31 protein-coding genes are annotated in these 17,588 nt (G+C 68.8%); 12 read left to right on the top strand and 19 right to left on the bottom strand.

Annotated features, from left to right (window positions below):
* The first annotated feature begins 281 nt into the window (after nucleotides 1-281).
* Genes ACGF12_RS35765 through ACGF12_RS35780 form a run of 4 tightly spaced genes read left to right on the top strand, consistent with a single transcriptional unit; the run spans nucleotide 282 to nucleotide 1,183 of the window.
* A complete protein-coding gene (locus tag ACGF12_RS35765; protein ID WP_393039862.1) occupies nucleotides 282-407 on the top strand; it encodes a hypothetical protein in 126 nt (41 codons plus the stop codon).
* 1 nt (nucleotide 408) lies between these two features.
* Nucleotides 409-741, top strand: a complete 333-nt coding sequence (locus tag ACGF12_RS35770; protein ID WP_393039865.1) for a hypothetical protein — start codon at nucleotides 409-411, stop codon at nucleotides 739-741.
* Nucleotides 738-992, top strand: coding sequence for a hypothetical protein (locus ACGF12_RS35775; protein ID WP_393039868.1), 255 nt, complete (start codon nucleotides 738-740; stop codon nucleotides 990-992). The genes ACGF12_RS35770 and ACGF12_RS35775 overlap by 4 nt, the downstream gene beginning before the upstream one ends.
* Entirely contained in the window at nucleotides 989-1,183 is a 195-nt protein-coding gene (locus ACGF12_RS35780; protein ID WP_393039871.1) for a hypothetical protein, read from the top strand. The genes ACGF12_RS35775 and ACGF12_RS35780 overlap by 4 nt, the downstream gene beginning before the upstream one ends.
* A 108-nt stretch (nucleotides 1,184-1,291) precedes the next feature.
* Here ACGF12_RS35780 and ACGF12_RS35785 read toward each other — a convergent pair whose 3' ends face one another.
* The 19 genes from ACGF12_RS35785 to ACGF12_RS35875 all read right to left on the bottom strand — a co-directional run bounded on the left by ACGF12_RS35785 (nucleotide 1,292) and on the right by ACGF12_RS35875 (nucleotide 12,858).
* On the bottom strand, nucleotides 1,292-2,065 hold the full coding sequence (locus ACGF12_RS35785) for a peptidoglycan-binding protein (RefSeq protein ID WP_393039874.1): 774 nt from the start codon (nucleotides 2,063-2,065) through the stop codon (nucleotides 1,292-1,294).
* Nucleotides 2,066-2,068: 3 nt separating this feature from the next.
* Nucleotides 2,069-2,395: a hypothetical protein gene (locus ACGF12_RS35790; RefSeq protein WP_393039877.1), complete on the bottom strand. Its 327-nt coding sequence runs from the start codon at nucleotides 2,393-2,395 to the stop codon at nucleotides 2,069-2,071.
* A complete protein-coding gene (locus tag ACGF12_RS35795; RefSeq protein WP_393039880.1) occupies nucleotides 2,392-2,724 on the bottom strand; it encodes a hypothetical protein in 333 nt (110 codons plus the stop codon). The genes ACGF12_RS35790 and ACGF12_RS35795 overlap by 4 nt, the downstream gene beginning before the upstream one ends.
* Nucleotides 2,725-2,737: 13 nt before the next feature.
* On the bottom strand, nucleotides 2,738-3,463 hold the full coding sequence (locus ACGF12_RS35800; protein WP_393039883.1) for a hypothetical protein: 726 nt from the start codon (nucleotides 3,461-3,463) through the stop codon (nucleotides 2,738-2,740).
* Nucleotides 3,463-4,395, bottom strand: coding sequence for a hypothetical protein (locus tag ACGF12_RS35805; RefSeq protein WP_393039886.1), 933 nt, complete (start codon nucleotides 4,393-4,395; stop codon nucleotides 3,463-3,465). Before ACGF12_RS35805 ends, ACGF12_RS35800 begins: the two co-directional genes overlap by 1 nt.
* Complete coding sequence (locus ACGF12_RS35810; protein WP_393039889.1) at nucleotides 4,395-4,730, bottom strand: hypothetical protein; 336 nt, start codon at nucleotides 4,728-4,730, stop codon at nucleotides 4,395-4,397. The genes ACGF12_RS35805 and ACGF12_RS35810 overlap by 1 nt, the downstream gene beginning before the upstream one ends.
* On the bottom strand, nucleotides 4,727-5,161 hold the full coding sequence (locus ACGF12_RS35815) for a hypothetical protein (RefSeq protein ID WP_393039892.1): 435 nt from the start codon (nucleotides 5,159-5,161) through the stop codon (nucleotides 4,727-4,729). The genes ACGF12_RS35810 and ACGF12_RS35815 overlap by 4 nt, the downstream gene beginning before the upstream one ends.
* 9 nt (nucleotides 5,162-5,170) lie before the next feature.
* A complete protein-coding gene (locus ACGF12_RS35820; protein ID WP_393039895.1) occupies nucleotides 5,171-5,821 on the bottom strand; it encodes a transglycosylase SLT domain-containing protein in 651 nt (216 codons plus the stop codon).
* Complete coding sequence (locus tag ACGF12_RS35825) at nucleotides 5,821-6,216, bottom strand: hypothetical protein (RefSeq protein WP_393039898.1); 396 nt, start codon at nucleotides 6,214-6,216, stop codon at nucleotides 5,821-5,823. The genes ACGF12_RS35820 and ACGF12_RS35825 overlap by 1 nt, the downstream gene beginning before the upstream one ends.
* 10 nt (nucleotides 6,217-6,226) lie before the next feature.
* A complete protein-coding gene (locus tag ACGF12_RS35830; protein ID WP_393039901.1) occupies nucleotides 6,227-7,273 on the bottom strand; it encodes a hypothetical protein in 1,047 nt (348 codons plus the stop codon).
* A complete protein-coding gene (locus ACGF12_RS35835; RefSeq protein WP_393039903.1) occupies nucleotides 7,270-8,052 on the bottom strand; it encodes a hypothetical protein in 783 nt (260 codons plus the stop codon). Before ACGF12_RS35835 ends, ACGF12_RS35830 begins: the two co-directional genes overlap by 4 nt.
* 1 nt (nucleotide 8,053) lies before the next feature.
* On the bottom strand, nucleotides 8,054-8,224 hold the full coding sequence (locus ACGF12_RS35840) for a hypothetical protein (protein WP_393039906.1): 171 nt from the start codon (nucleotides 8,222-8,224) through the stop codon (nucleotides 8,054-8,056).
* A 4-nt stretch (nucleotides 8,225-8,228) separates the two neighbouring features.
* Nucleotides 8,229-8,522: a hypothetical protein gene (locus tag ACGF12_RS35845; RefSeq protein ID WP_393039909.1), complete on the bottom strand. Its 294-nt coding sequence runs from the start codon at nucleotides 8,520-8,522 to the stop codon at nucleotides 8,229-8,231.
* On the bottom strand, nucleotides 8,519-9,151 hold the full coding sequence (locus ACGF12_RS35850; RefSeq protein WP_393039912.1) for a hypothetical protein: 633 nt from the start codon (nucleotides 9,149-9,151) through the stop codon (nucleotides 8,519-8,521). The genes ACGF12_RS35845 and ACGF12_RS35850 overlap by 4 nt, the downstream gene beginning before the upstream one ends.
* A 147-nt stretch (nucleotides 9,152-9,298) precedes the next feature.
* Nucleotides 9,299-10,474 (bottom strand): hypothetical protein, encoded by a 1,176-nt coding sequence (locus tag ACGF12_RS35855; protein WP_393039915.1) that lies wholly within the window; start codon nucleotides 10,472-10,474, stop codon nucleotides 9,299-9,301.
* A gap of 74 nt (nucleotides 10,475-10,548) precedes the next feature.
* A complete protein-coding gene (locus tag ACGF12_RS35860; RefSeq protein ID WP_393039918.1) occupies nucleotides 10,549-11,280 on the bottom strand; it encodes an ATP-binding protein in 732 nt (243 codons plus the stop codon).
* Nucleotides 11,277-12,122 carry a hypothetical protein gene (locus ACGF12_RS35865; RefSeq protein ID WP_393039921.1) on the bottom strand — a complete coding sequence of 282 codons (846 nt, stop codon included), beginning with the start codon at nucleotides 12,120-12,122 and terminating at the stop codon, nucleotides 11,277-11,279. Before ACGF12_RS35865 ends, ACGF12_RS35860 begins: the two co-directional genes overlap by 4 nt.
* 8 nt (nucleotides 12,123-12,130) lie before the next feature.
* On the bottom strand, nucleotides 12,131-12,553 hold the full coding sequence (locus ACGF12_RS35870) for a hypothetical protein (RefSeq protein ID WP_393039924.1): 423 nt from the start codon (nucleotides 12,551-12,553) through the stop codon (nucleotides 12,131-12,133).
* Entirely contained in the window at nucleotides 12,550-12,858 is a 309-nt protein-coding gene (locus ACGF12_RS35875) for a hypothetical protein (RefSeq protein WP_393039927.1), read from the bottom strand. The genes ACGF12_RS35870 and ACGF12_RS35875 overlap by 4 nt, the downstream gene beginning before the upstream one ends.
* On the opposite strand from ACGF12_RS35875, the gene ACGF12_RS35880 reads away from it, so the two are divergent.
* The 8 genes from ACGF12_RS35880 to ACGF12_RS35915 all read left to right on the top strand — a co-directional run bounded on the left by ACGF12_RS35880 (nucleotide 12,857) and on the right by ACGF12_RS35915 (nucleotide 16,446).
* On the top strand, nucleotides 12,857-13,273 hold the full coding sequence (locus ACGF12_RS35880; protein ID WP_393039930.1) for a hypothetical protein: 417 nt from the start codon (nucleotides 12,857-12,859) through the stop codon (nucleotides 13,271-13,273). The two genes, ACGF12_RS35875 and ACGF12_RS35880, sit on opposite strands and share 2 nt — an antisense overlap.
* Entirely contained in the window at nucleotides 13,270-13,497 is a 228-nt protein-coding gene (locus ACGF12_RS35885; RefSeq protein ID WP_393039934.1) for a type II toxin-antitoxin system Phd/YefM family antitoxin, read from the top strand. Before ACGF12_RS35880 ends, ACGF12_RS35885 begins: the two co-directional genes overlap by 4 nt.
* A gap of 92 nt (nucleotides 13,498-13,589) precedes the next feature.
* Nucleotides 13,590-14,468, top strand: a complete 879-nt coding sequence (locus ACGF12_RS35890) for a hypothetical protein (RefSeq protein ID WP_393039937.1) — start codon at nucleotides 13,590-13,592, stop codon at nucleotides 14,466-14,468.
* Between the two features lie 2 nt (nucleotides 14,469-14,470).
* Nucleotides 14,471-15,067 carry a hypothetical protein gene (locus ACGF12_RS35895; RefSeq protein ID WP_393039940.1) on the top strand — a complete coding sequence of 199 codons (597 nt, stop codon included), beginning with the start codon at nucleotides 14,471-14,473 and terminating at the stop codon, nucleotides 15,065-15,067.
* Nucleotides 15,068-15,076: 9 nt separating this feature from the next.
* Nucleotides 15,077-15,268, top strand: a complete 192-nt coding sequence (locus ACGF12_RS35900) for a hypothetical protein (RefSeq protein ID WP_393039943.1) — start codon at nucleotides 15,077-15,079, stop codon at nucleotides 15,266-15,268.
* Nucleotides 15,265-15,510, top strand: coding sequence for a hypothetical protein (locus ACGF12_RS35905; protein ID WP_393039946.1), 246 nt, complete (start codon nucleotides 15,265-15,267; stop codon nucleotides 15,508-15,510). Before ACGF12_RS35900 ends, ACGF12_RS35905 begins: the two co-directional genes overlap by 4 nt.
* Nucleotide 15,511: 1 nt before the next feature.
* Nucleotides 15,512-15,985 carry a hypothetical protein gene (locus ACGF12_RS35910; RefSeq protein ID WP_393039949.1) on the top strand — a complete coding sequence of 158 codons (474 nt, stop codon included), beginning with the start codon at nucleotides 15,512-15,514 and terminating at the stop codon, nucleotides 15,983-15,985.
* A complete protein-coding gene (locus ACGF12_RS35915; protein ID WP_393039952.1) occupies nucleotides 15,982-16,446 on the top strand; it encodes a hypothetical protein in 465 nt (154 codons plus the stop codon). The genes ACGF12_RS35910 and ACGF12_RS35915 overlap by 4 nt, the downstream gene beginning before the upstream one ends.
* The last annotated feature ends 1,142 nt before the right edge of the window (nucleotides 16,447-17,588 follow it).

Below are 17,588 nucleotides of genomic sequence, written 5' to 3' on the forward strand. Positions count from 1 at the left end.
CTCCCCCTGTCGCTTCGCTCGGGTGTCGGCACCTCGCTTCGCTCGGTCCGGGGCCGGGCTCGCCCGGCCTGGCGCTCGCTGCGCTCGCTGGGGACTCGGCTTCGCCTCGTGGCCCGGGGCTTCGCCCCGGCTGCTGCCGCGCGGTATCACACCGGTCCTCGTGTGGATCCGTCACTCCTCGGGGGGTTCTTCTCTGCGGAGTCAACCCGTCCGGGCCGGATCTGGGTGTACGTTCTGGAGCACGGCCGATGGCCGGCCGCCCTGGTTGGAGGGAGCAGCACATGAGCAGCACGGGGTATGGGTACGAGGTCGAACCCTGCGACCCGGAGTTCGTGGATGGCCGGTACGAGGAGGCGCGGGAGCAGCTGGCTGCTCTCGGGATCGAGTGCCGGACGGACGAGGCCTGACATGGACAGTTACATGTTCGGGTACGCGGTCGGGCACGAGGACCGGCCGGAGGGTGCCGTGATGCGGTGGTTCTCGGTCGGCTCGCGGGTGGTGCGCAGCACCGCGGAGCTTGAGGCCTTCGCGGAGTGGCTGGCGGCGAGTCACCGGCGGTCGGAGTCGTGGTACACGGGGGGCCTGGAGGTGGCCGTGTGGAGGCACCCGCTGGGGCTTCCGTTGCCCCGGCTGACGTTCGCTGATGAGGCCCTGCCGAAGGACGCCCAGACGTTCCGCTACGCCGCCCGGAGCCCGCGTGCCGCTGAGTCCAACGCGGTGCCGGACTGGGTGATCCGGTGAGCGACCCGAGCGACCCGGTGCCGGACATCGTCCTGCGGTTGGACCGGGACCTGTCGTCCGTGGTGATCAACAACGCCGAGGAGATCCGCCCGGCCGGGGTGGAGGCGTGGATGCGCTCTGTGTGGAAGGTGGATCTCCTGGCCGCCCTTGTCCTGGAGTTCGAGGTGCCCGGTCGGGGGATGGTCCGTCATCGGCTGGTGGCGGTGGAGGGCCCGGAGCAGCGTGGGCCGGCCGTCTGGGGGCAGATGTGAGCCGTGAGGACTGGGAGGACGGGGAGGACTTCGTGCTGCGCCACGGCTTCTTCCCCAGCAGCATCTACCCGACCAGCGTGCCGCGCGGGTTCTCCCCGTGCGAGGAGTGCACGCTGAGCGTGACGTGTGAGGCTCGGGGCCGGTGCCTGTTCCCGGATCTGGAGGACGGAATCCCCCTGGGCATGCTGTAGGGCAGCACGAAGCCCCCCGGTGGTTGGACCGGGGGGCTTCGTGCTGCCCAGTGTAGCGGGGCCCCGGGCGCCGGCGGTGGGGGGTACAGCGGGCGCCCGGGGAGTCCGTCAGGAGAAGAGCCTGCGCCAGGTCTCCGGGCCCGGGTAGCCGTCCGCGTCGCCGCCCTTCTCGGTACCCTCCCAGCCCTGGGCGAGCTGGAATGCCTGGCAGTTCAGGCGGTCGGCCTCGGAGAAGTCGGGGCCGGGGCCTACCCGGTAGTACTGGCCGAAGCCTTTGCGGACGAGGGCCTGGCCGAGCTGGGTGACGTAGTCGCCGTGGGCGCCGAGGTAGAAGGCGTCCGCGCCCGGGAACGGCGGCACGCCGGTGCCGCCGTTCCCGCCGCCGCCCGGTCGGGGCGCGCCGGAGTGAACCCAGTTCTCCAGCGCGTCCCCCGGGCAGTCTGTGCTGTAGCCGTCCCGGTGACCCTGGATGCGGCCGCCGGCCCCGTTCTGCTGGAGGTAGTCGATCGCGTCGCGAAGGCCGGTGAGCAGCGCGTCCGAGTTGCCCTCGTTGGTGCCGACGATGGCACAGACGGCGTAGTCGTCCACGTTGAGCTGGGCGTTGCCGTTCGCGCCGGAGCGGTGGCCGATCCCGCGCCCCTCGAACACGTAGCCGTGCCCGCAGACGAGGAGGTTGTAGGCGATGTCCACCCAGTGCTGGACCGGGTCGTCCAGGTGCTCCTGACGTATCGCCCGGACCTCTCCGGCGCACTGGGAGTGGTCGGGCGTGGTGTAGGGGCCGCCGATCCAGTGGACCTTGACTCCGCCGGCGGAGGGGAGCAGCGCGGCGGCGGTGGGCGGGGCGCCCCACTGGGCGCGGGGGACGTAGAGCGGGGGGGTCATGGGCTACTCCTCGTAGGCTCGGTCGCCGAAGGCCCAGCTCGCGCCGTAGCGGTGCTGGCGCTCCTTCGGGGCCTCGGTGGTCTTCTTCGCCGTGGTCTTCTTCTTCGGGGCCGGGGCCGCCTTCTTCGCCGGCGGGGGCGGGGCGGCCGCGGTCTTCTTCCGGGCGGCGGCGCGGGCGGTGCGCGCGGCCTTCTCGGCGCGCAGCTCCTCCAGCTCCTGGCGGTCGGCGTCGGATAGGCCGCCGGCGTCGTCGTCGTCCTCGTCCTCGTCCGGGTCGACGTCCTCGGGGTCCTGGTCGTCCGGGTCGACGTCCTCGGGGTTGTCGCTCACCGGGTCACCATCACGGTCACCAGCGCGCCGTTGGTCGAGGGGGCGCCGGTGCCGAACGCCACGGTGTGGCTGGCCTCGTCCACGTGGGCGTAGGGGAGCAGCGCGGCGCTGGTGGGGTTGGCCGGGGTGACGGAGACGAGGTGGCCCGGCAGGACGCCGAGGGCGGCCGCGTCCATCTCGACTGCGGCGCCGGTGGTGTCGGCGGGGATCGTGAAGGCGATGAGGAAGCCGTTGCCGCGCTGCTCGGCGGCGTCGAGGGTGGCCGCGGCGGGGGCGGCCACGGTGGCGTCCTCGGTGGTCTCGTTGATCGGGTCGCTCTGCTCGGACATGGGGGTTCTCCTCTTACGGGGCGGGTTCGATGAGCAGCCACGCGACCGTGCTGGTGTCGGCGACGTTGTTGCTCGTGATGGTGAACGAGGTGCCGGCGGTACGGGCCGAGACGTACTGGACGCCGACCGTTCCGCCGGGGCTCTGGATGGTGAGCTGGACGCGGGTGCTGGCGGTGATCGACGTGTTGGCCACGGTCACGGTGCCGGCTACGAGGACGCTGACGCCCATGCGGGCGTTGGCGCCTTCCTTGATCTGGAAGCCCTTGCCGGCCACCGCGGCGACGATGTTCAGGTCGCTGGCCAGGTTCCCGGACGCGCTGCGGTAGACGTTGACGTCTCCGGCGGGGCCGAGGAGGAGTTGGCCGGCGGTGAGCTTGAGGGCGTCGTCCGTGGCCATCCCGTTGGCCGCGTAGCGGTACAGGTTGACGTCGGGGGTGGCGGCGCCGGATCCCCACCAGTGGGTCCCGTCCGCGGTGATGGTGAAGCGCGGCTGCGCGTCCCCGGTGACCTGCGCGCTGAGCACGACGGTTGCGGCGGCGCCCGCGCTGAGCGCGATGACGCCGGTGGTGTTGACGACTCCGGCCGCGGTGAGGGTTCCGGCGGCAGTGATGTTGCCTTCGGAGTCGATGATCACACCGGTGGACGGCGCGAACCCTTGCTTGTAAAACTGCCATTGCCCCATATTCGACGGCGTGAGATCCATTGCCGATGGGTTATTGACGACGCGCTCAACGGCCATTACCCATTCTCCCTCATGTACATTCCGGTAATGAAGAGGCGGGTAGTGCTGCCGGAAGGGGCGGTCGGGCCGAAATAGTAGATATTGCCGTTCGGGTTTATCAGGAGCATTGCCGAGACGATATTGCCGCTCAGACTCTGATCCGTTCCGCAGGAAATCCACCGGGTTTTCTGGGGCCAGAATTCGGCCGCCAGGGTCCCGACCTGCTCCCCGTTGTTGACAGCGCCGATCTTCTGAGCCACTCCGTCAATGGAGATTCCGCCGACCGACAGGAGTCGGCACCATACGCCGTTGTGGTCGCTGGCGCCGGAGCCTTGGGTCCAGCTGTTGGTGTAGGCGGTGAGGTCGTGCGCCTTCTCGGTGAGGCCGGCGGAGTCGACCTTGACGCAGTAGCCGCCCGCACGGATGTCCACCGCCTGTCCCGCCGGCCCGGCGAACGCCACCGCGGCCGTGTTGTCGGTGTTCGGCGCGGCGCCGTTGGTGCCGGGGAGCAGCGTGGCCTGCGCGGCGAAGTTGGAGGCGCCGTGGGTGCCGCTCTGGAGCAGCATTTCCGTTACGGCGGTGCCACCAATTCCGGTAATGGTCGGGGCATTGGTGGTGGAAAGTCCGCCCGGGAAATACACATTCCCGTTGGAGATGTTGACGTTGGAGTTGCTGCCGTAGGCGGTAATTCCCTCCAGGTACCCGTTTCCGAACGGGTCCGTTCCGGCTGCCCCGGAGATGGAGAAAATGAGGTTCCCGACGGCCGGGGTGCCGTTGTACCACAGGGAGACTCCGCCGACCGTGGAGCCGCCCCGGATGGTGATGTTGTTGAATTCCGCCGAGCCGTCCTGATTGATCGTCCACCCGGTGGTGCCGGTGGCGAAATTGGGGGACTGGACGGCCTGTCGGACGAGGGAGGTACCGGCGAGAATGCTGTTCTTGAAGACCATCAGTAGGCCTCTCCGTAGACGGACATGGTGGCGACGTCTCCGGGCTGGCCGCCGGTCCACTGGCCGATGAGCTGTTGACCCTTGGTCAGGCGCAGGTCGACGTCCGAGGCGTCCGAGGAGCCGTCGTAGGTGGAGTCCACCAGCCCGTTGGCGTCTGCGGAGTCGACGTACAGGGTGAAGGCCGGCACGGGCTTGAGGCCGGGGCGGGAGGTGCGCACGGCCACGCGGGTGACGTGCCAGTGCGGGGGCCCGACGGTGGGGCCGAGGCTGACCGTGCCCGCGCCGGTGGCGCCGAGGGTGACGGTGGTCCCCTTGTTCAGCGGGATCGTGCTCATTCGGAGTGCGCGATCCTCTCCTGAGCGATGCTCACCGTGGTGGTGCCGGTCTGCGCGGCGATCCACACGACCACGCGCGCGGTGACGGTCAGGACGGTTCCTACCTTGATGCGCTCGTAGTTCGGGTCACCCACGGTCGGGTTCTTGGCGTAGGAGACCAAGATGTCCTGGTCGATCGGGCGGATCTCGGCCTTCGCCCGGTAGGGGTCCGCGGTGAGCACCTGGGTGTAGGCGGTCGCGGCGACGGTGCGCGTGGTCGCGGCGCGGTCGTCGTTCGGCAGGATCTTGACGCGGGTCACGCCCTCGATGCGCACCGGCATGCGCGCCATGGGCGCTTCGGCCTGGAGCACGGTGTCCAGGTCCGGTTCCAGGTCGACGTGACCGGTCGCCGGGTAGCTCGTTGGCTTCGTGTGAGCTGCGAAGATGTCCATGGTCCCCCCTTACGGTGTGATCTTCTTGACGGTGCTGAGGGTGCTGGTCACCGGAAGGCCGGCCTTCTGGAGGCCGACCAGGATGACCGCGCCGCCCACGACCACCCAGACGAGGCGGGTCCAGTTCTTCGGGTCGGCCATCCAGCCGGCGGCGCCGATGAGGAGGCTCGCGATGCTCGCGACCGCCTTGAAGATGCCGGTGATCCCGTCGCTGTTGGTCGCGCCGGGCTTCACCGCGTCCATTCCGGGCAGCCAGTCGAACCAGCCGGCCTGTCCGGGCGCAGCCGGGGGCGTGCTGCCGGTGGACGATCCGCCCCCCACCGACTGGACCGCTTGGCGCGCGGCGTCCATGTAGGGCTGGGCGGCGCCGGTCGTCCAGGCTTCCCACGCGCCCATGCCTTGCTGGTCGTAGATCACCTTCGCCGCGGTGGCGTTGTTGATCGGGTCCATCAGCCACGCCTTGGTCCACGTGGGGTGGTCCTGGACGTGGACGGGCTGGTTGATCTGCCACAGGCCGACCGCCCCGGACGAGGTGTTGACGGCGGTCGTGTTCAGCGAGGACTCCGGGGTGGCCACGGCGACGATGTCGACCAGGGCGTCCCCGTAGAAGCCCGCGCCGCGCGCGTACGCCGCTACCTGCTGGAGGGTCAGGGTGGTCATCAGCGGCTGAACTCGTCCGAGAAGGCCACGTACGGCTGGAGCTCCGCGGTGTCCGGGGCGCCCGGGGCGGAGTTCGCCGAGCCCGCGCCGCCCGGGTGCGGGAGCGCGGACATGATCGGGGAGACGAAATTACTGTGCCGGTTGAACCACGCGGCGCCGATCACCATGGAGCCGCCGAGCATGAAAATGATCGGGTCCTTGGCAAGGATGGAGACGGTGGAGACCAGCAGTGCGCCGCCCCACGTCGCCGTGCGCTCCGCGCTGGAGACGTCCTTGTTGCCGGGCTCCAGCGTGCGGATGTCGGCCATGGACGGGCCGGCCAGCTGGTGGATCGCGAAGACCGCGGTGCCGAGGGCCAGTCCGACCCCCAGCGAGATTTCCGGCTTGAGTGCCATTGGTCTAGTCCTATCGTCTCGGGTAAGGGATCTCGGTCTCGCCGCCCGCATAGAGCAGGTAGCCGCGCTGACGCAGGACGGCCTGAGTGCTGGCCGGACGCCCGGCCTCGCCCGAGAACTGGTACTGGTACAGCTCATCGCCGCTGATGTTCAGGCCGTACTGCTGGGCGATCGAGGAGTAGCTGTCGCCGTGCTGGTTGGTGTGACTCGTCCAGTAGGTGGGGTAGGCCGGCTGGCTCGGCGTGGGAGCGGGGGCCGGCTGGCTCGGTGCGGGCTGCGGGGCCGGTGCCGGAGCGGGGGCCGGCTGCGGCGCGGGCGCGGGGGCGTCCGCCGTGCGGAAGGTGACCGGGCCGCCCTTCGGCCCCTCCTGGCCGGTGGCCGAGACCGCCGACACCTCGAAGCTCGCCGACTCACCCGGGTTCCGGTTGTGGACGTCGCAGTTCGGGTTGATGTTGTCGGCGGTGTGTACGCCGCTCTCGTAGATGCGGTACGAGGCGGCGCCGGGCACCGGGTTCCACACGATGAGGTAGCCGGACTGGGTGACGTTGGTGACCGAGAACCCGGACGGCGCCACCAGCATCTGGACGTTCCCGCCGCCGGTGATGATGTGGAGGTCCCCTACTGGCGGGTAACCGGCCACGGCGATAGCGGCCTGGACCACCCTCATCTGGGTGTCGTTCAGCGGCTGCTTGTTCAGGAACGCGCCGATGGCGTCCACCACGACGTTGTCCGGGTAGGCGCCGGCCATCCGGTCGCGCACCGCCGCGCTCCAGGACGCGTTGTCGGTGATGGCGCCGACCGGCGGCGGGGTGGTCGTGCTGCCGTTGACGTTGCCGAAACCGCCGGGCGCACCGGGCGGGACGACCGGCAGCACGTCCGGCGTCCCGTAGTCGCTGTTCGGCGCGGCCGAGGCGGCGGCGGCCGAGGCCTTCCGGTCCCGGGCCCGCTTCATGTAGGCGTACAGGACGTAGCCGCCGGCGGCGGCCGTGGCGGCTATGACGTAGGTCTTCTTCACGCCCCCGACCCCGGGGACGTCCACCTGGGGCGCATCGGTCACAGCCGGCCCCCGTCATCGAACTCCGCGGCGACCGGGCCGCTCTGCTGCTGCGCCATGGCGAAGTCCGACATGCCGGTCTCGCTGGGCGCGGTGAACATCCTCGGGTCCTGGAAGGACGGCAGACGCCACCGCTGGGTGCCCACCGAGGGGGAGGTGTACGGCGCGGGGTCGGCGATCTGCGGCTTGTCGACGGGCAGGATCGGGTACTCGGTGGTAACCGGGCGCAGCCACGCGTCCTGGCCTTGCTTCGTCCAGTACTCGTAGTGGCCGAAGTAGTGGGTGTCCGTGCCGAGCCTGTACCGCTCGCCGCCGTACACCTCACTCGGCGGGTTACTGAAGTCGTAGCCGTTGGGACCGGTCAGGAACGCTTCCATGTTGGGCTGGATCGGCGCTCTGCCCTCGGTCCACACGACGTCGCGGCGCCCGTTGGAGATCGGGCGCGGGTACTGCTCCGGGGTGTACGCCTGGTGGGCGTGCGCCTCGATGAGCCGGGCCTGCGCGGCGCGGTCGCCGAGCGTCTCCGGCACGCCGGAGGGCACGGGCGCGGCCATGCTCGACTCGCCGTGGCCGGCGGTGCGCACGAGGGCGTCGGTGTGGGGGGTGACGTCGCGGGGTGCCCACATGTCGCCGGGGTTCGGCGCGACGTTGGCTTCGGGGGTGGGCTCGAACATGCCGCGCCCCGGCTGCTGCTCGGTGTGCATGCGGGAGACCGGGCCCACGGAGGTGTAGCGCTCGTAGTGGGCCGACCGCATGAGGTTTCCGCTGAGTCCGGTGTCCATGTCAGCCGCCGTACTGAGACTGGCCCATGGCCGTCCCGGTCCAGGAGCTCAGCCCGTTGAACAGGCTGGAGATCACCTGCGGGGTCTGACGCTGGGGCAGGACGAGGGTCGTGATCAAGGCGACGCCGACGATGCCCATGCCGATCTTCTCGAAGGTGGTCAGTGCACCCATGGGGTTATCCGTTCTTGGGAGGGGTGTAGTGGGGGCCGGCCTTCTGCCACCAGTCGACCAGCCGCTCGACGGGGGCCGGCTGGTCGTCGTTGATCTGCGTGAAGGTCACCCCGATGAGCATCGTCCAGGCCATCAGCTGCGCCAGCTGCGGAAGCGGGCGCTCCAGCATCGAGAGCGTGATGGCGACGAACCCGGTGGCGACCGGAATCCTCCAGTCCACCGGCTTGTTGCCGAGGATCGACTGATTGGCCAGGGTGATGGCGCCGGTGGCCAGGACCGGCCCGACGACCTTGCTCATGTCGCCATGGACGCGGCCGAGCGCGGCGCCCCTCCGTTGTAGCGAAGGCACACGAAGCCCAGCCCGGACATCAGATCCTCGATCCGGCCCACCTGGACGTTGCGCCGGCTGTTCTGCTGCCCGATCCCGGTGGAGCCGTCCACCGCGATGATGATGTGACCGGTGTTCACGATGAGATCCCCCGCTCCAACCTGGCTGCGATCGATCTTGGAGAGGGCCGACCATGCCAGGTACGACGTCGTCACGCTCGCCCCGGGCGGGTCGATCCCGATGTCCTTGAGGGACTTCCCGACGAAGCTCGAACAGTCCGAGTAGCCCTCGTCCCACCGGCGCCCCTGGCTGTACTGCTCCCCGGCGTGGCGCTGCGCCGCGGCCACCAGCTGGGGCAGCGGCCCCGAGGCGGTGCCGAGCGTGGCCGGGACGACTCCGCCGCCGGTGCCACTGCCGCCGCTGCTGCTGTCCGGAGAGAACAGGATCTGATAAGCCGACTTGGCCGCGCCGCCGTTCGCCGGCTTCTTCGGCACCGCCTTGGGGAGCTTGCCCTTCGACAGCTCGCGCATGGCGTCCAGCGGCGTCAGGTTGGACAGGCCGACGTAGACCAGGAAAGCCCCGGCGGTGACCATGGCCACCCCCGTGCCGGAAATCCCACCCGACGCCATGAACGTCAGCCCCGGATCTTGGTGAGGAGCTTCGGGCCCCACATGGTCCCGATGATGCCGCCGACGATGAGCGTGCTGAACGGCTTGAAGAAGCGCATGAACGTTTTCCCTTCTTGGTCAGCGCGCGGTGAGCGCCTTGACGTTGCCGCCGGGCGGGCGGACGAAGTTGAACATCGTGGTGACGTGGTGGATGTTCGAGCCGCCGATGTTCCCGTCGAACTGCAACGTGTCGGCTGCGGAGACGTTGAAGTACCGGTACCGGTCCTCGGACCCGGCCTTGAGGCCGTGGTCGTCGATGAACTGGAAGACGAACAGCCCGTTGTCCTGACCGCCGGGTGTCTCGATCGTGTTCTTGTAGCCGAACACGCGCTCCATGCGGCGGCGCCACAGCGCCTTGATCCGGTCGTACGGCACGTCGTTGTTGAAGTGCATCCTGAACGGGTCCGGCCAGTCCGCCTCGCCCTGCGCGCGGCTGTTGTTCGAGTCGCGCATCACGAACATGAGGACCCGGTACGAGCCCTCCTGGGTGTTCAGGTCCTGCTGCTGCGCGCCGGCCATCATGTCCGTGGTCGTGCGGCGCAGGTACAGCACGGCGCCGAGACCGGGCGGGGTGGTGACGGTGGGGTTGCCCTGGCTGTCCTTGCCCGCCGACTGGCGGTAGGAGTCCTGGGACATCTGGAAGTTGACCTGGCCGAGGGTGCCGTTCGGGGCGGTCGCGTAGATGTTCGCCAGGGTGTTCACGGTGATGTCGACCGCGAAGACCGTCTGGTTGTTGGTGTTCGGCAGGGCGCCCAAGGGTTCGCGCCGAACGAACTGAATGGGGATGTGGAGGATCATCTTGAAGAACCCGCCGGCGGACGAGGTACCGGTGGTCGCGGCGTAGGACTGGGAGTCGCGCCAGTCGTCGCTGAAGCTGAAGCCGCCGTACTTGACGAACTCAGCGAGCTCCCACCCGCTCATCGGGCCGAGGATCGGCTGACCACCGGTGTCCGACAGGGTGAAGACCTGGACGCAGTTGGCCGGGCCGTCCTCGTTGAACGCCACGTTCGCGCTGGTGTTCGGGGTCGCCGCGTTCGTGATGATCAGGAACAGGTCCGCGAGGAAGCCGTTCGTCTTGCAGTAGTACGTCGGCAGGGGAGTCGGTGACGTCGACAGCGTGACGTTCTGGCTGTACGTGTGCGTTTCGAGATCGAGCGTCCCGGTGAGAAAGGGCCGCTGCGGCGGGGGCGCCTGCTTACCCTTTCCAGCCGGGGCGGCGGCCGGGTGGGCAGCCGGCGGCGCAGCGGTAGTCATGCTCACGCTCCAGGGGAATGCCGAAGGGAACCGGGGACATTCCCCCGATTCCCCGCAGCATAAGCCCCGAACGGCTATTCGTCCAGAATGCAGATCGTGCGTTGTCGCTGATTCACATAAAGCCACTGGTGGCCTTCAAGACGGTTCACGCCTGATTTCACCAATTCCGGGTCGACACCCGAAATTTCGGCGAAGCGTTTTTGGGCGCGGTCGTCCGGGTCGTACCCCAGGAAGAGGTGGGTGGCCTGGCTGTAGGCCCAGAGCGGCACGTGGCTGGGCTTCTGGGTGGTCGACCATAGTCCGGCCTCCATGGAGCGGCCTTTGGTCCAGACGGCTACAAGTTCGTCGTCCAGGTCCATTTCTTCGCAGAGCGAGTAGAGCTCATCGGCGAAGAGGATGCGGTTGCCGCGCTTGTAGGAGCCGAGGATGGCCCGGCGGAAAATCGCCCGGTGCCGGGGCGTGTCGATGTCCGGGTCGAAATCATGGTCGGGCTTCAGGATGAAACCCTCGGGCTTCTTCCGGAATTTCTCCATGAACTGCGGGGGCCAGTCCTTGACCGCGCGGAACTGCTGCTTCCGGCCCCACTTGTCGAGCGTCTCGTCACGGGGCTTCATGACGATGATGATGGCGGGCAATTCCGGCTTGGCGGTGCGCTCGATGAGCTGGAGGGCCAGGTGGGTCTTGCCGGTCCCGGTCGGGCCGATGATGGTCACGTGCTCGCCGGGCTCGGCTTCCCAGTAGTCGTCAAGGAATTCGTCCCGGTCGAGAACGAGTATCTCGGTCTCGTCCGCTTCTTCCCGCTTCATGAAGCCTCGCGGTACGGCGGCTCGGTGAGGTCGTAGACCGTGGTCTGCCCGGGGATGTTGTCCCCGAGGAACTGGGCGGCCGCGGCGGCGGCGCGCGGGTCGGGCGCCTGGTGGCGCCGGTACCACTCCTCCAGCCGCTGCGTCTCCAGGTCCGGCGCCTGCTCCGGCCCGGCGGGGGCCGGCTGCGCCTCGGGCTCGGCCACCTGCTCGGCCTCGTCCTGCATGGCCTTGATCTGCTGCGCGATCTGCTGCGCCTGAAGCGCCACCATGGACTGGGACAGGTCCGCCAGCTGCTGGCTCGGCTGACGGTGGTTCTCCACCACGGCCATCGTGAGCTTCGAGAGGGTCACCGCGAGGACGGCCCACTCCTTGGGAATCGAGCCGCCCTTGAGAAGGCCGGCCAGCCACGGCACCCCCGGGGCGATCGTGCCCAGCGCGGCCCCCAGCGGCTCGGCCATCATGCCGAGGATCGCACTGTCACCGCGCAGCGCGAGCGAGTGCTTCGGGCCGATGAAACGTTCCGCCAGCTTCGTCCCGCCGAGGAGCCCGGGGATCATGGCGGCCATGCTCACGGCGCCGGTCGCCGCGGCGACGTAGTCCACCTGCCCGTTGCGCTTGACGGTCGGCTGCTCAGCCGGCCCCGGACGGGACTTCTTCGGCGGGGCCGGGGCGGCCTTCTTCTTCGGGGCGCCGCCGCCGCCGAAGCCCTGGCCGGCGGTCCGGCCGCGGTTGGACAGTCGGGGGGTGCCGTCCGCCTTCAGGCCGTACGGGGCGATGACGGTGCCGTCCTCGTCATAGCCGAAGGGGGCCTGGACGTCGTCTGAGATGCGCTGGGGAGCCATGGGGTTGCCTACCTCCGGAAGGTGTCGGGAAGGACGAGATCGGCAGGGGTCAGACGGGGGACGGCTAGGCGCCGGTCGATGCCAGCCAGAAGCTCACGCTGGTGGGGAAGCTGGACGTCCTCGTGGTCGGGCCGGATACCGGCGTCGCGCAGCTTGCGGAACGCCACGACCATGACCCACGCCGAGCGCGGGGTGATCCCGCCCGGGACGACCTTGATGTAGAGGTAGTTGCTTTCCTGGCCGGCCTTCATGTGGTGCCGGACCGCGTCGCGCCGGGTGTCGTACAAGTCCCCGTTCGAGCGGCCATCGTCCATGCGACACGCCACGAAGCCGCGCGCGTCCGGGGTGGCCGCGATGTGGAGGTTCACGGCGTCCGAGACGCGCCGCGCGGTGTCCCACTCCTCCGGAGTGACCTTGTCCCAGTCGATCATGACGCGGCCGGTGGACGGGTCGCGACCATCAGGAGCGTGGCGGTGGAGACGACCAGGAGCCCGGCAAGGACGACCACCAGGACGTCCACGGACACCTTCATGGACTCAGCGCTGGAGCGGACGTCGGAAATGGCGTCAGATGCCTCGGTGGATATGTCGCGTACACGGCTGAAAAGCCCTTGTGCAGGGTTCAACTTCATGAACGGATCATACGAATCCGCATGGCGAAAAACCATGGGTTTGGCTGAAAGTGATCGGTCGGGGGTGTTGACGAATATCCGTAAGTTACCTAGATTGTTGCCCATGGAGAACACCACGATGTTCCGGGCGGTCTTCGCCCTCGGCACGGACGGGGAGGCTCAGCTGAGCGTCCTGGACACCGCCGGCAAGTTGCTCGCCTCCCACACGAAGCACAACGTCAAGACGCCCTCGGGGTTGCGCTCCAACCTCTGGTGGGCGCGCACCACGCTCGCCGCGGAGTACGTCCTCGCCGAGGACGCGCACTGGCAGCGCGGGGAGTCCGGGCTGACCTGGACCGCCCCTCTCGTCCTGCGCCGCCCCCACCGCTACCGGGTCGACATGAGCTGTGGCCACAGCATCTGGACCGACTTCCCGCCCCTGGCCAGTCGCTACAGCTGCACGAGCTGCAAGGACCGACAGCTCATCACCCAGTACCTGGACTCGGCAGTGGGGACCATCCGCGTCATCATGGCCGGATGACACAGACGAACCCGCACATTCATGGGACGGCCGTCCCTACGGCTGAATTTCAGAACCTGATGGGCGCCTACCTCGATCGGGTGGTAGCCGGGGAGGTTCTGACGCTCACTCGCTGGCGCCGTTCCACCGCAGTTGTCGTACCAACCACCCAATATGAAGCGCTGCTCCGCGACCACCTGGAAATGGACGAAATCCGGAAGCGGCGGCGGCGCCCGAAGGGATAGACCATCAGCACCTTCGTCAACGTCCTCATGGTCATCACCACCATCTACACGGTCGTTTTTGGAACGGCCCTCGTCTACGAGGAGATCACCGCATGACCGACGTCCCCCCGCTCTCCCCCTGGAAGTGGCTGGAGCAGGGCGGCATGCCGACCAAGGGGCGCGGCGACGCCAAGCTGAAGCCGCTTCAGCGGCTGCGCCCCATGCCGCCCATGATCAAGGAAGTCCACGTCCCCGCGTGGGACTGGAAGTCGCCCCACTTCGACCGGACCGCCAAGACGATCGAGCTGGACCGAACTGCCTCCTGGCCCTCGGCCGCTTCCTCGACCTTCGTCGCCTTCGGCGCGCTGAAGCAGACCGGCCCCATCCCCTTCGACCAGAAGAGGGCCGGCTACTGGCTGGTGGACTTCACCGGCACGGACGACCAGGAGGGACACCGCGACCGCTGGGCACGCAAGGACATCATCATGTCCCCCCTCGGCACCGGGCGCCCCCGCCTGAAGGCCTGGCTCTGCCACCCCACCGCCCGCCTCCTGGACGACCTGGCCGAGGCCGGCGAGTTCGCCCCGCTGCGCATCCTCGACTCCTGGACGTCCACGGAGACGGTGCGGCTCAGCAAGTGGTCCGAGGGCATCCGGAACCACATCGACGCCCTCAAGGACGCCCACCTGGACGAGCGGCTGGCCGAGTTCAAGGACGACTACGCCGCCACGATTCAAATGCTGCTCTCGGGGGAGGGGTTCGCCTACCGGCGCCCCGACTGGTATCACGCCATCCTCACCCAGCACGCGCGCAACGCCTGGTGGGACCTCTACGGCACCGCGAAGCTCGGCCACGGCCCGGTCGCCTGTCACGAAGTCGACGCGGCCTTGTACCTGCCCGAGGACTACGACGCCCTCACCATGCACCCCGAGAACACGCTGAAAATCGACCTCACCGGCCGGAAGTTCGGCACCTGGAAGATCAAGGTCTGACCATGAACGTTGACGAGGCTTTCGCCGCGGCCGCCGAGGCCTATTTCCGCCCCGCCCTCATACCGGTGGAGGTCACCGGCGAGACGGACCCGCTACGACAGGTGTCCGCCCTCCTGGCCGCCGTGGGTGGCGACACCCCGGCCGGACTGAAGGCGGCGGCCGCGCAGATCGGGGCCCCGGTCGACACCGTCCGGCGATGGGTGCGCGGACAGCGCGGCATCGCCAAGGGCTCCCGCGCGAAGGTCTCGAAGGCGTACGCCGAACACATCCTCAAGCCGAAGCAGCAGCGCGCGCAGACCCGGGCCGACAACAAGGCCCGGCGCGACGCCGCCGAACGCAAGGACCACATCGAAAACGCCCAGCTTCTGGTGACGGCCACCATCCGGTGGTCGAAGTCCCCGAAGAAGAAGTACAACCGCCAGGCCTACCGCACGACCCTCCTGGACAACATCGACTTGTCCAAGGCGGTCGAACTCTGGGCACGCGGAAAGCCTGCCGGCCGCGCGGTCGAACGCGCAGCCGCCGAACAGTACGGCGTGACCACCGAGGGCGGCATCGCCTTCGAGGGCAACTCCGTGGAGATGAAGATCAACCCCTAGGAGCACCACTTGACCATGCCCATACGGCCCCCGCGCCCGCGCCGCCCCGCCACCATCCGGCAGGACGACTTGGTCCGGCTCGGCCTGGCCTTCGCCGCCATGTCCGAGGCCATCCGGGTCCTGGTCGACCCCGAAGCCCCGGACGCCACCGCCGCGCTCAACCGCGCCATGGCCCGCGCCACCGGGGTGATCCCCGAGTGAACGCTACGCTCGGCGCGGTGATGGGCGGCACCGCCCTCGGCACCGTCATCTACATGGCCATCGTGGTGGTGTGGGTGGAACTCCGGTCCCGGGCCCACCGCGGCCGCCACCGCCTCGTCACCCGGAACCTGACCCCCCAGGAAATTCAGCTCATGATCGACACCATGCACACCATGGGCCGAGCCACCGCCCCGCCGGCGGAAGTGCAGCCCACCACCTACCCCACCCTCAGGAAGGACTGACATGGGCTACGAAGCCCGTACGTTCACCGTCACCGCGCGAGTCTCGCGCCACAACGAGGAACGCGACGACCGCGACGACTCCAAGTGGTGCCAGATGGCCGGCCGCATCTCCCAGATCGTGGACGAGTACCTGGGAGGCGCCTTCATCACCAACGCCACCGGGACGCTCCCCTTCCCGCCCACCGACCCCGACCACTGCGTCTGGTGCGACGAACCCACCGCCGACCACCACCCCGACTACCCGCCCGTCACGCCGGGCCCCTCGGAGATCGAGCGGTGGAGGCTCGAAGCCCTCCAGGCCCTCCTGAAGGTCATGGAGAACGAGGTCTACGAGGCGATCCAGGGCCGGGAGGAGACGCACCGGCTCATGGTCGGCGTCCGGGGGCTGCGCGCGATCCTGGCGGACCGAACCACCGCCCCGCCGGCGGAAGTGCAGCCCACCCCGTCACACCCAACCCGGAAGGAAACCCGATGACCCACCACCCCGCATGCAGTGACCCCTGCTGCGCCCTGCCGAAGCGCCCCGGCCTCACCGTCCGGTTCACGGACGGCGCGCCCCAGCTCCACTCCCTCAGCGGCTACGCCCACTCGGAAGATGGCTTCCTGGAGGTGACCCTCCCGGACGGCCCCCGCCACCTCTTCCCCGCACACCGCATCCAGGACGTGACCGTAGTCGACCACCAGGAGCGCGCCACCGAGGACGAGGACGAACCGCTGAGCGTCCGATCGCTGGCAAACGCGCTCCTGGCCCTCCTGGAGGAGCACCCCGAGGCCGGCCCCATGCTGGTGGTACTCGGCGGACAGGGCCGGGAGGCCGGCCAACGCTCCAGCTGCTGGTGGAACGGGTTGCTCAACCTGGAGCCCAACACCCGCACCTACGGCCGTCCCGGCATCGTGGAACTCGCCTCGGACGGCGGCTGCAACTGCGGTGACTGACGAGAGCTGACACAGCAACAACAGCGCCCCCCTCATCCAAACTGAGGGGGGCGCTGCGCGTTCATGCTACTTGGCCGGGGGCTGCCCGGCCGGAGGGGCCGGAGGGGCCGTCTGAACGGGCTTCAGGGACTCCAGGTAGACCGCGTCCCGAGCGTCCCGCAGACGGCCTCTACGGACCGCGTAGGCCGCCGCAACGCCCAAGGCGTAGGGGACGGTCAGGAACAGGATCCCGGTCACCTCCGGCGGGACGGCTGCGCTGTGGAACACGTAGCGCCCGAGGACCCAGGTAAGGAAGCTGACGATGGATGCTGCGGCACCGGCCGCGTGGACGTCCGAACTGCGAGTCGGGGGCATTCTGCTGATCCTCCCTCCCCCACCAGTCCCATGATCGCACGCGCGACCGACAGATAACAGTGAGTTACTGGAGAGTATCGGCGGGGGAGAGGACGCCCCCCGGATGGGGGGTGTACTGTGTGACCCGAAGGTCGGGGTTGATCAAGCCCCGGTCCCTTCTCCGTGGCAGCTCGGGTGAAGTCGAGCGGTTCGCGGAGGGAGTAAACCTCAACCTCGACTACGAGGCTCGCCGTGCTGCCTGGACAAAGGCTACATGACGAGTCCTGCCATCGTGCACTCCGCGCCGAAGTGAGAAGCCCCCTCACCGTTTTCACCCGTTCATGCGTTCTTGCTTCATGAGACGCGAGAAGGGGTGAAATCCGCGTTTCCGCAGGTCAGAGCCTTGCAGCATGAAAAACACCCCATCGAACGGATCGTCAACTCCATGAAGCCCTGACATACCCCTAACGGCGTACATGAACGGTGAAGGCCGGCCCTGTACGCCCTCGCGCGCCCCTCGGTCGCGCGGCACCCGGCAGCCAGCCGGGGACAGAAGACCGAGCCCTGCCGGCTGTACTGTCTCCAGCCGGGGGCCCCTTTGGCATGCCCGGATTGGGGATCCGGACCCCGAGACAGCTCGCGCGATTGTGTGAGGGGGAAAGGGGGAGCCTTCCATGGAGCGAAGCGACCCCTGGTCAGTCCGGCCGGTGAGCCGGCCGAGATGAGCGAAGCGAAGACCGAAGAGCCCGGGAGAGAGCGAAGCGAACTCCCGAGGCTCTGACCCCGCGCGCCGCGGCGCGAAGGGGGAG

This window comes from Kitasatospora sp. NPDC048296 (assembly GCF_043201815.1).
GTDB lineage: Bacteria > Actinomycetota > Actinomycetes > Streptomycetales > Streptomycetaceae > Kitasatospora.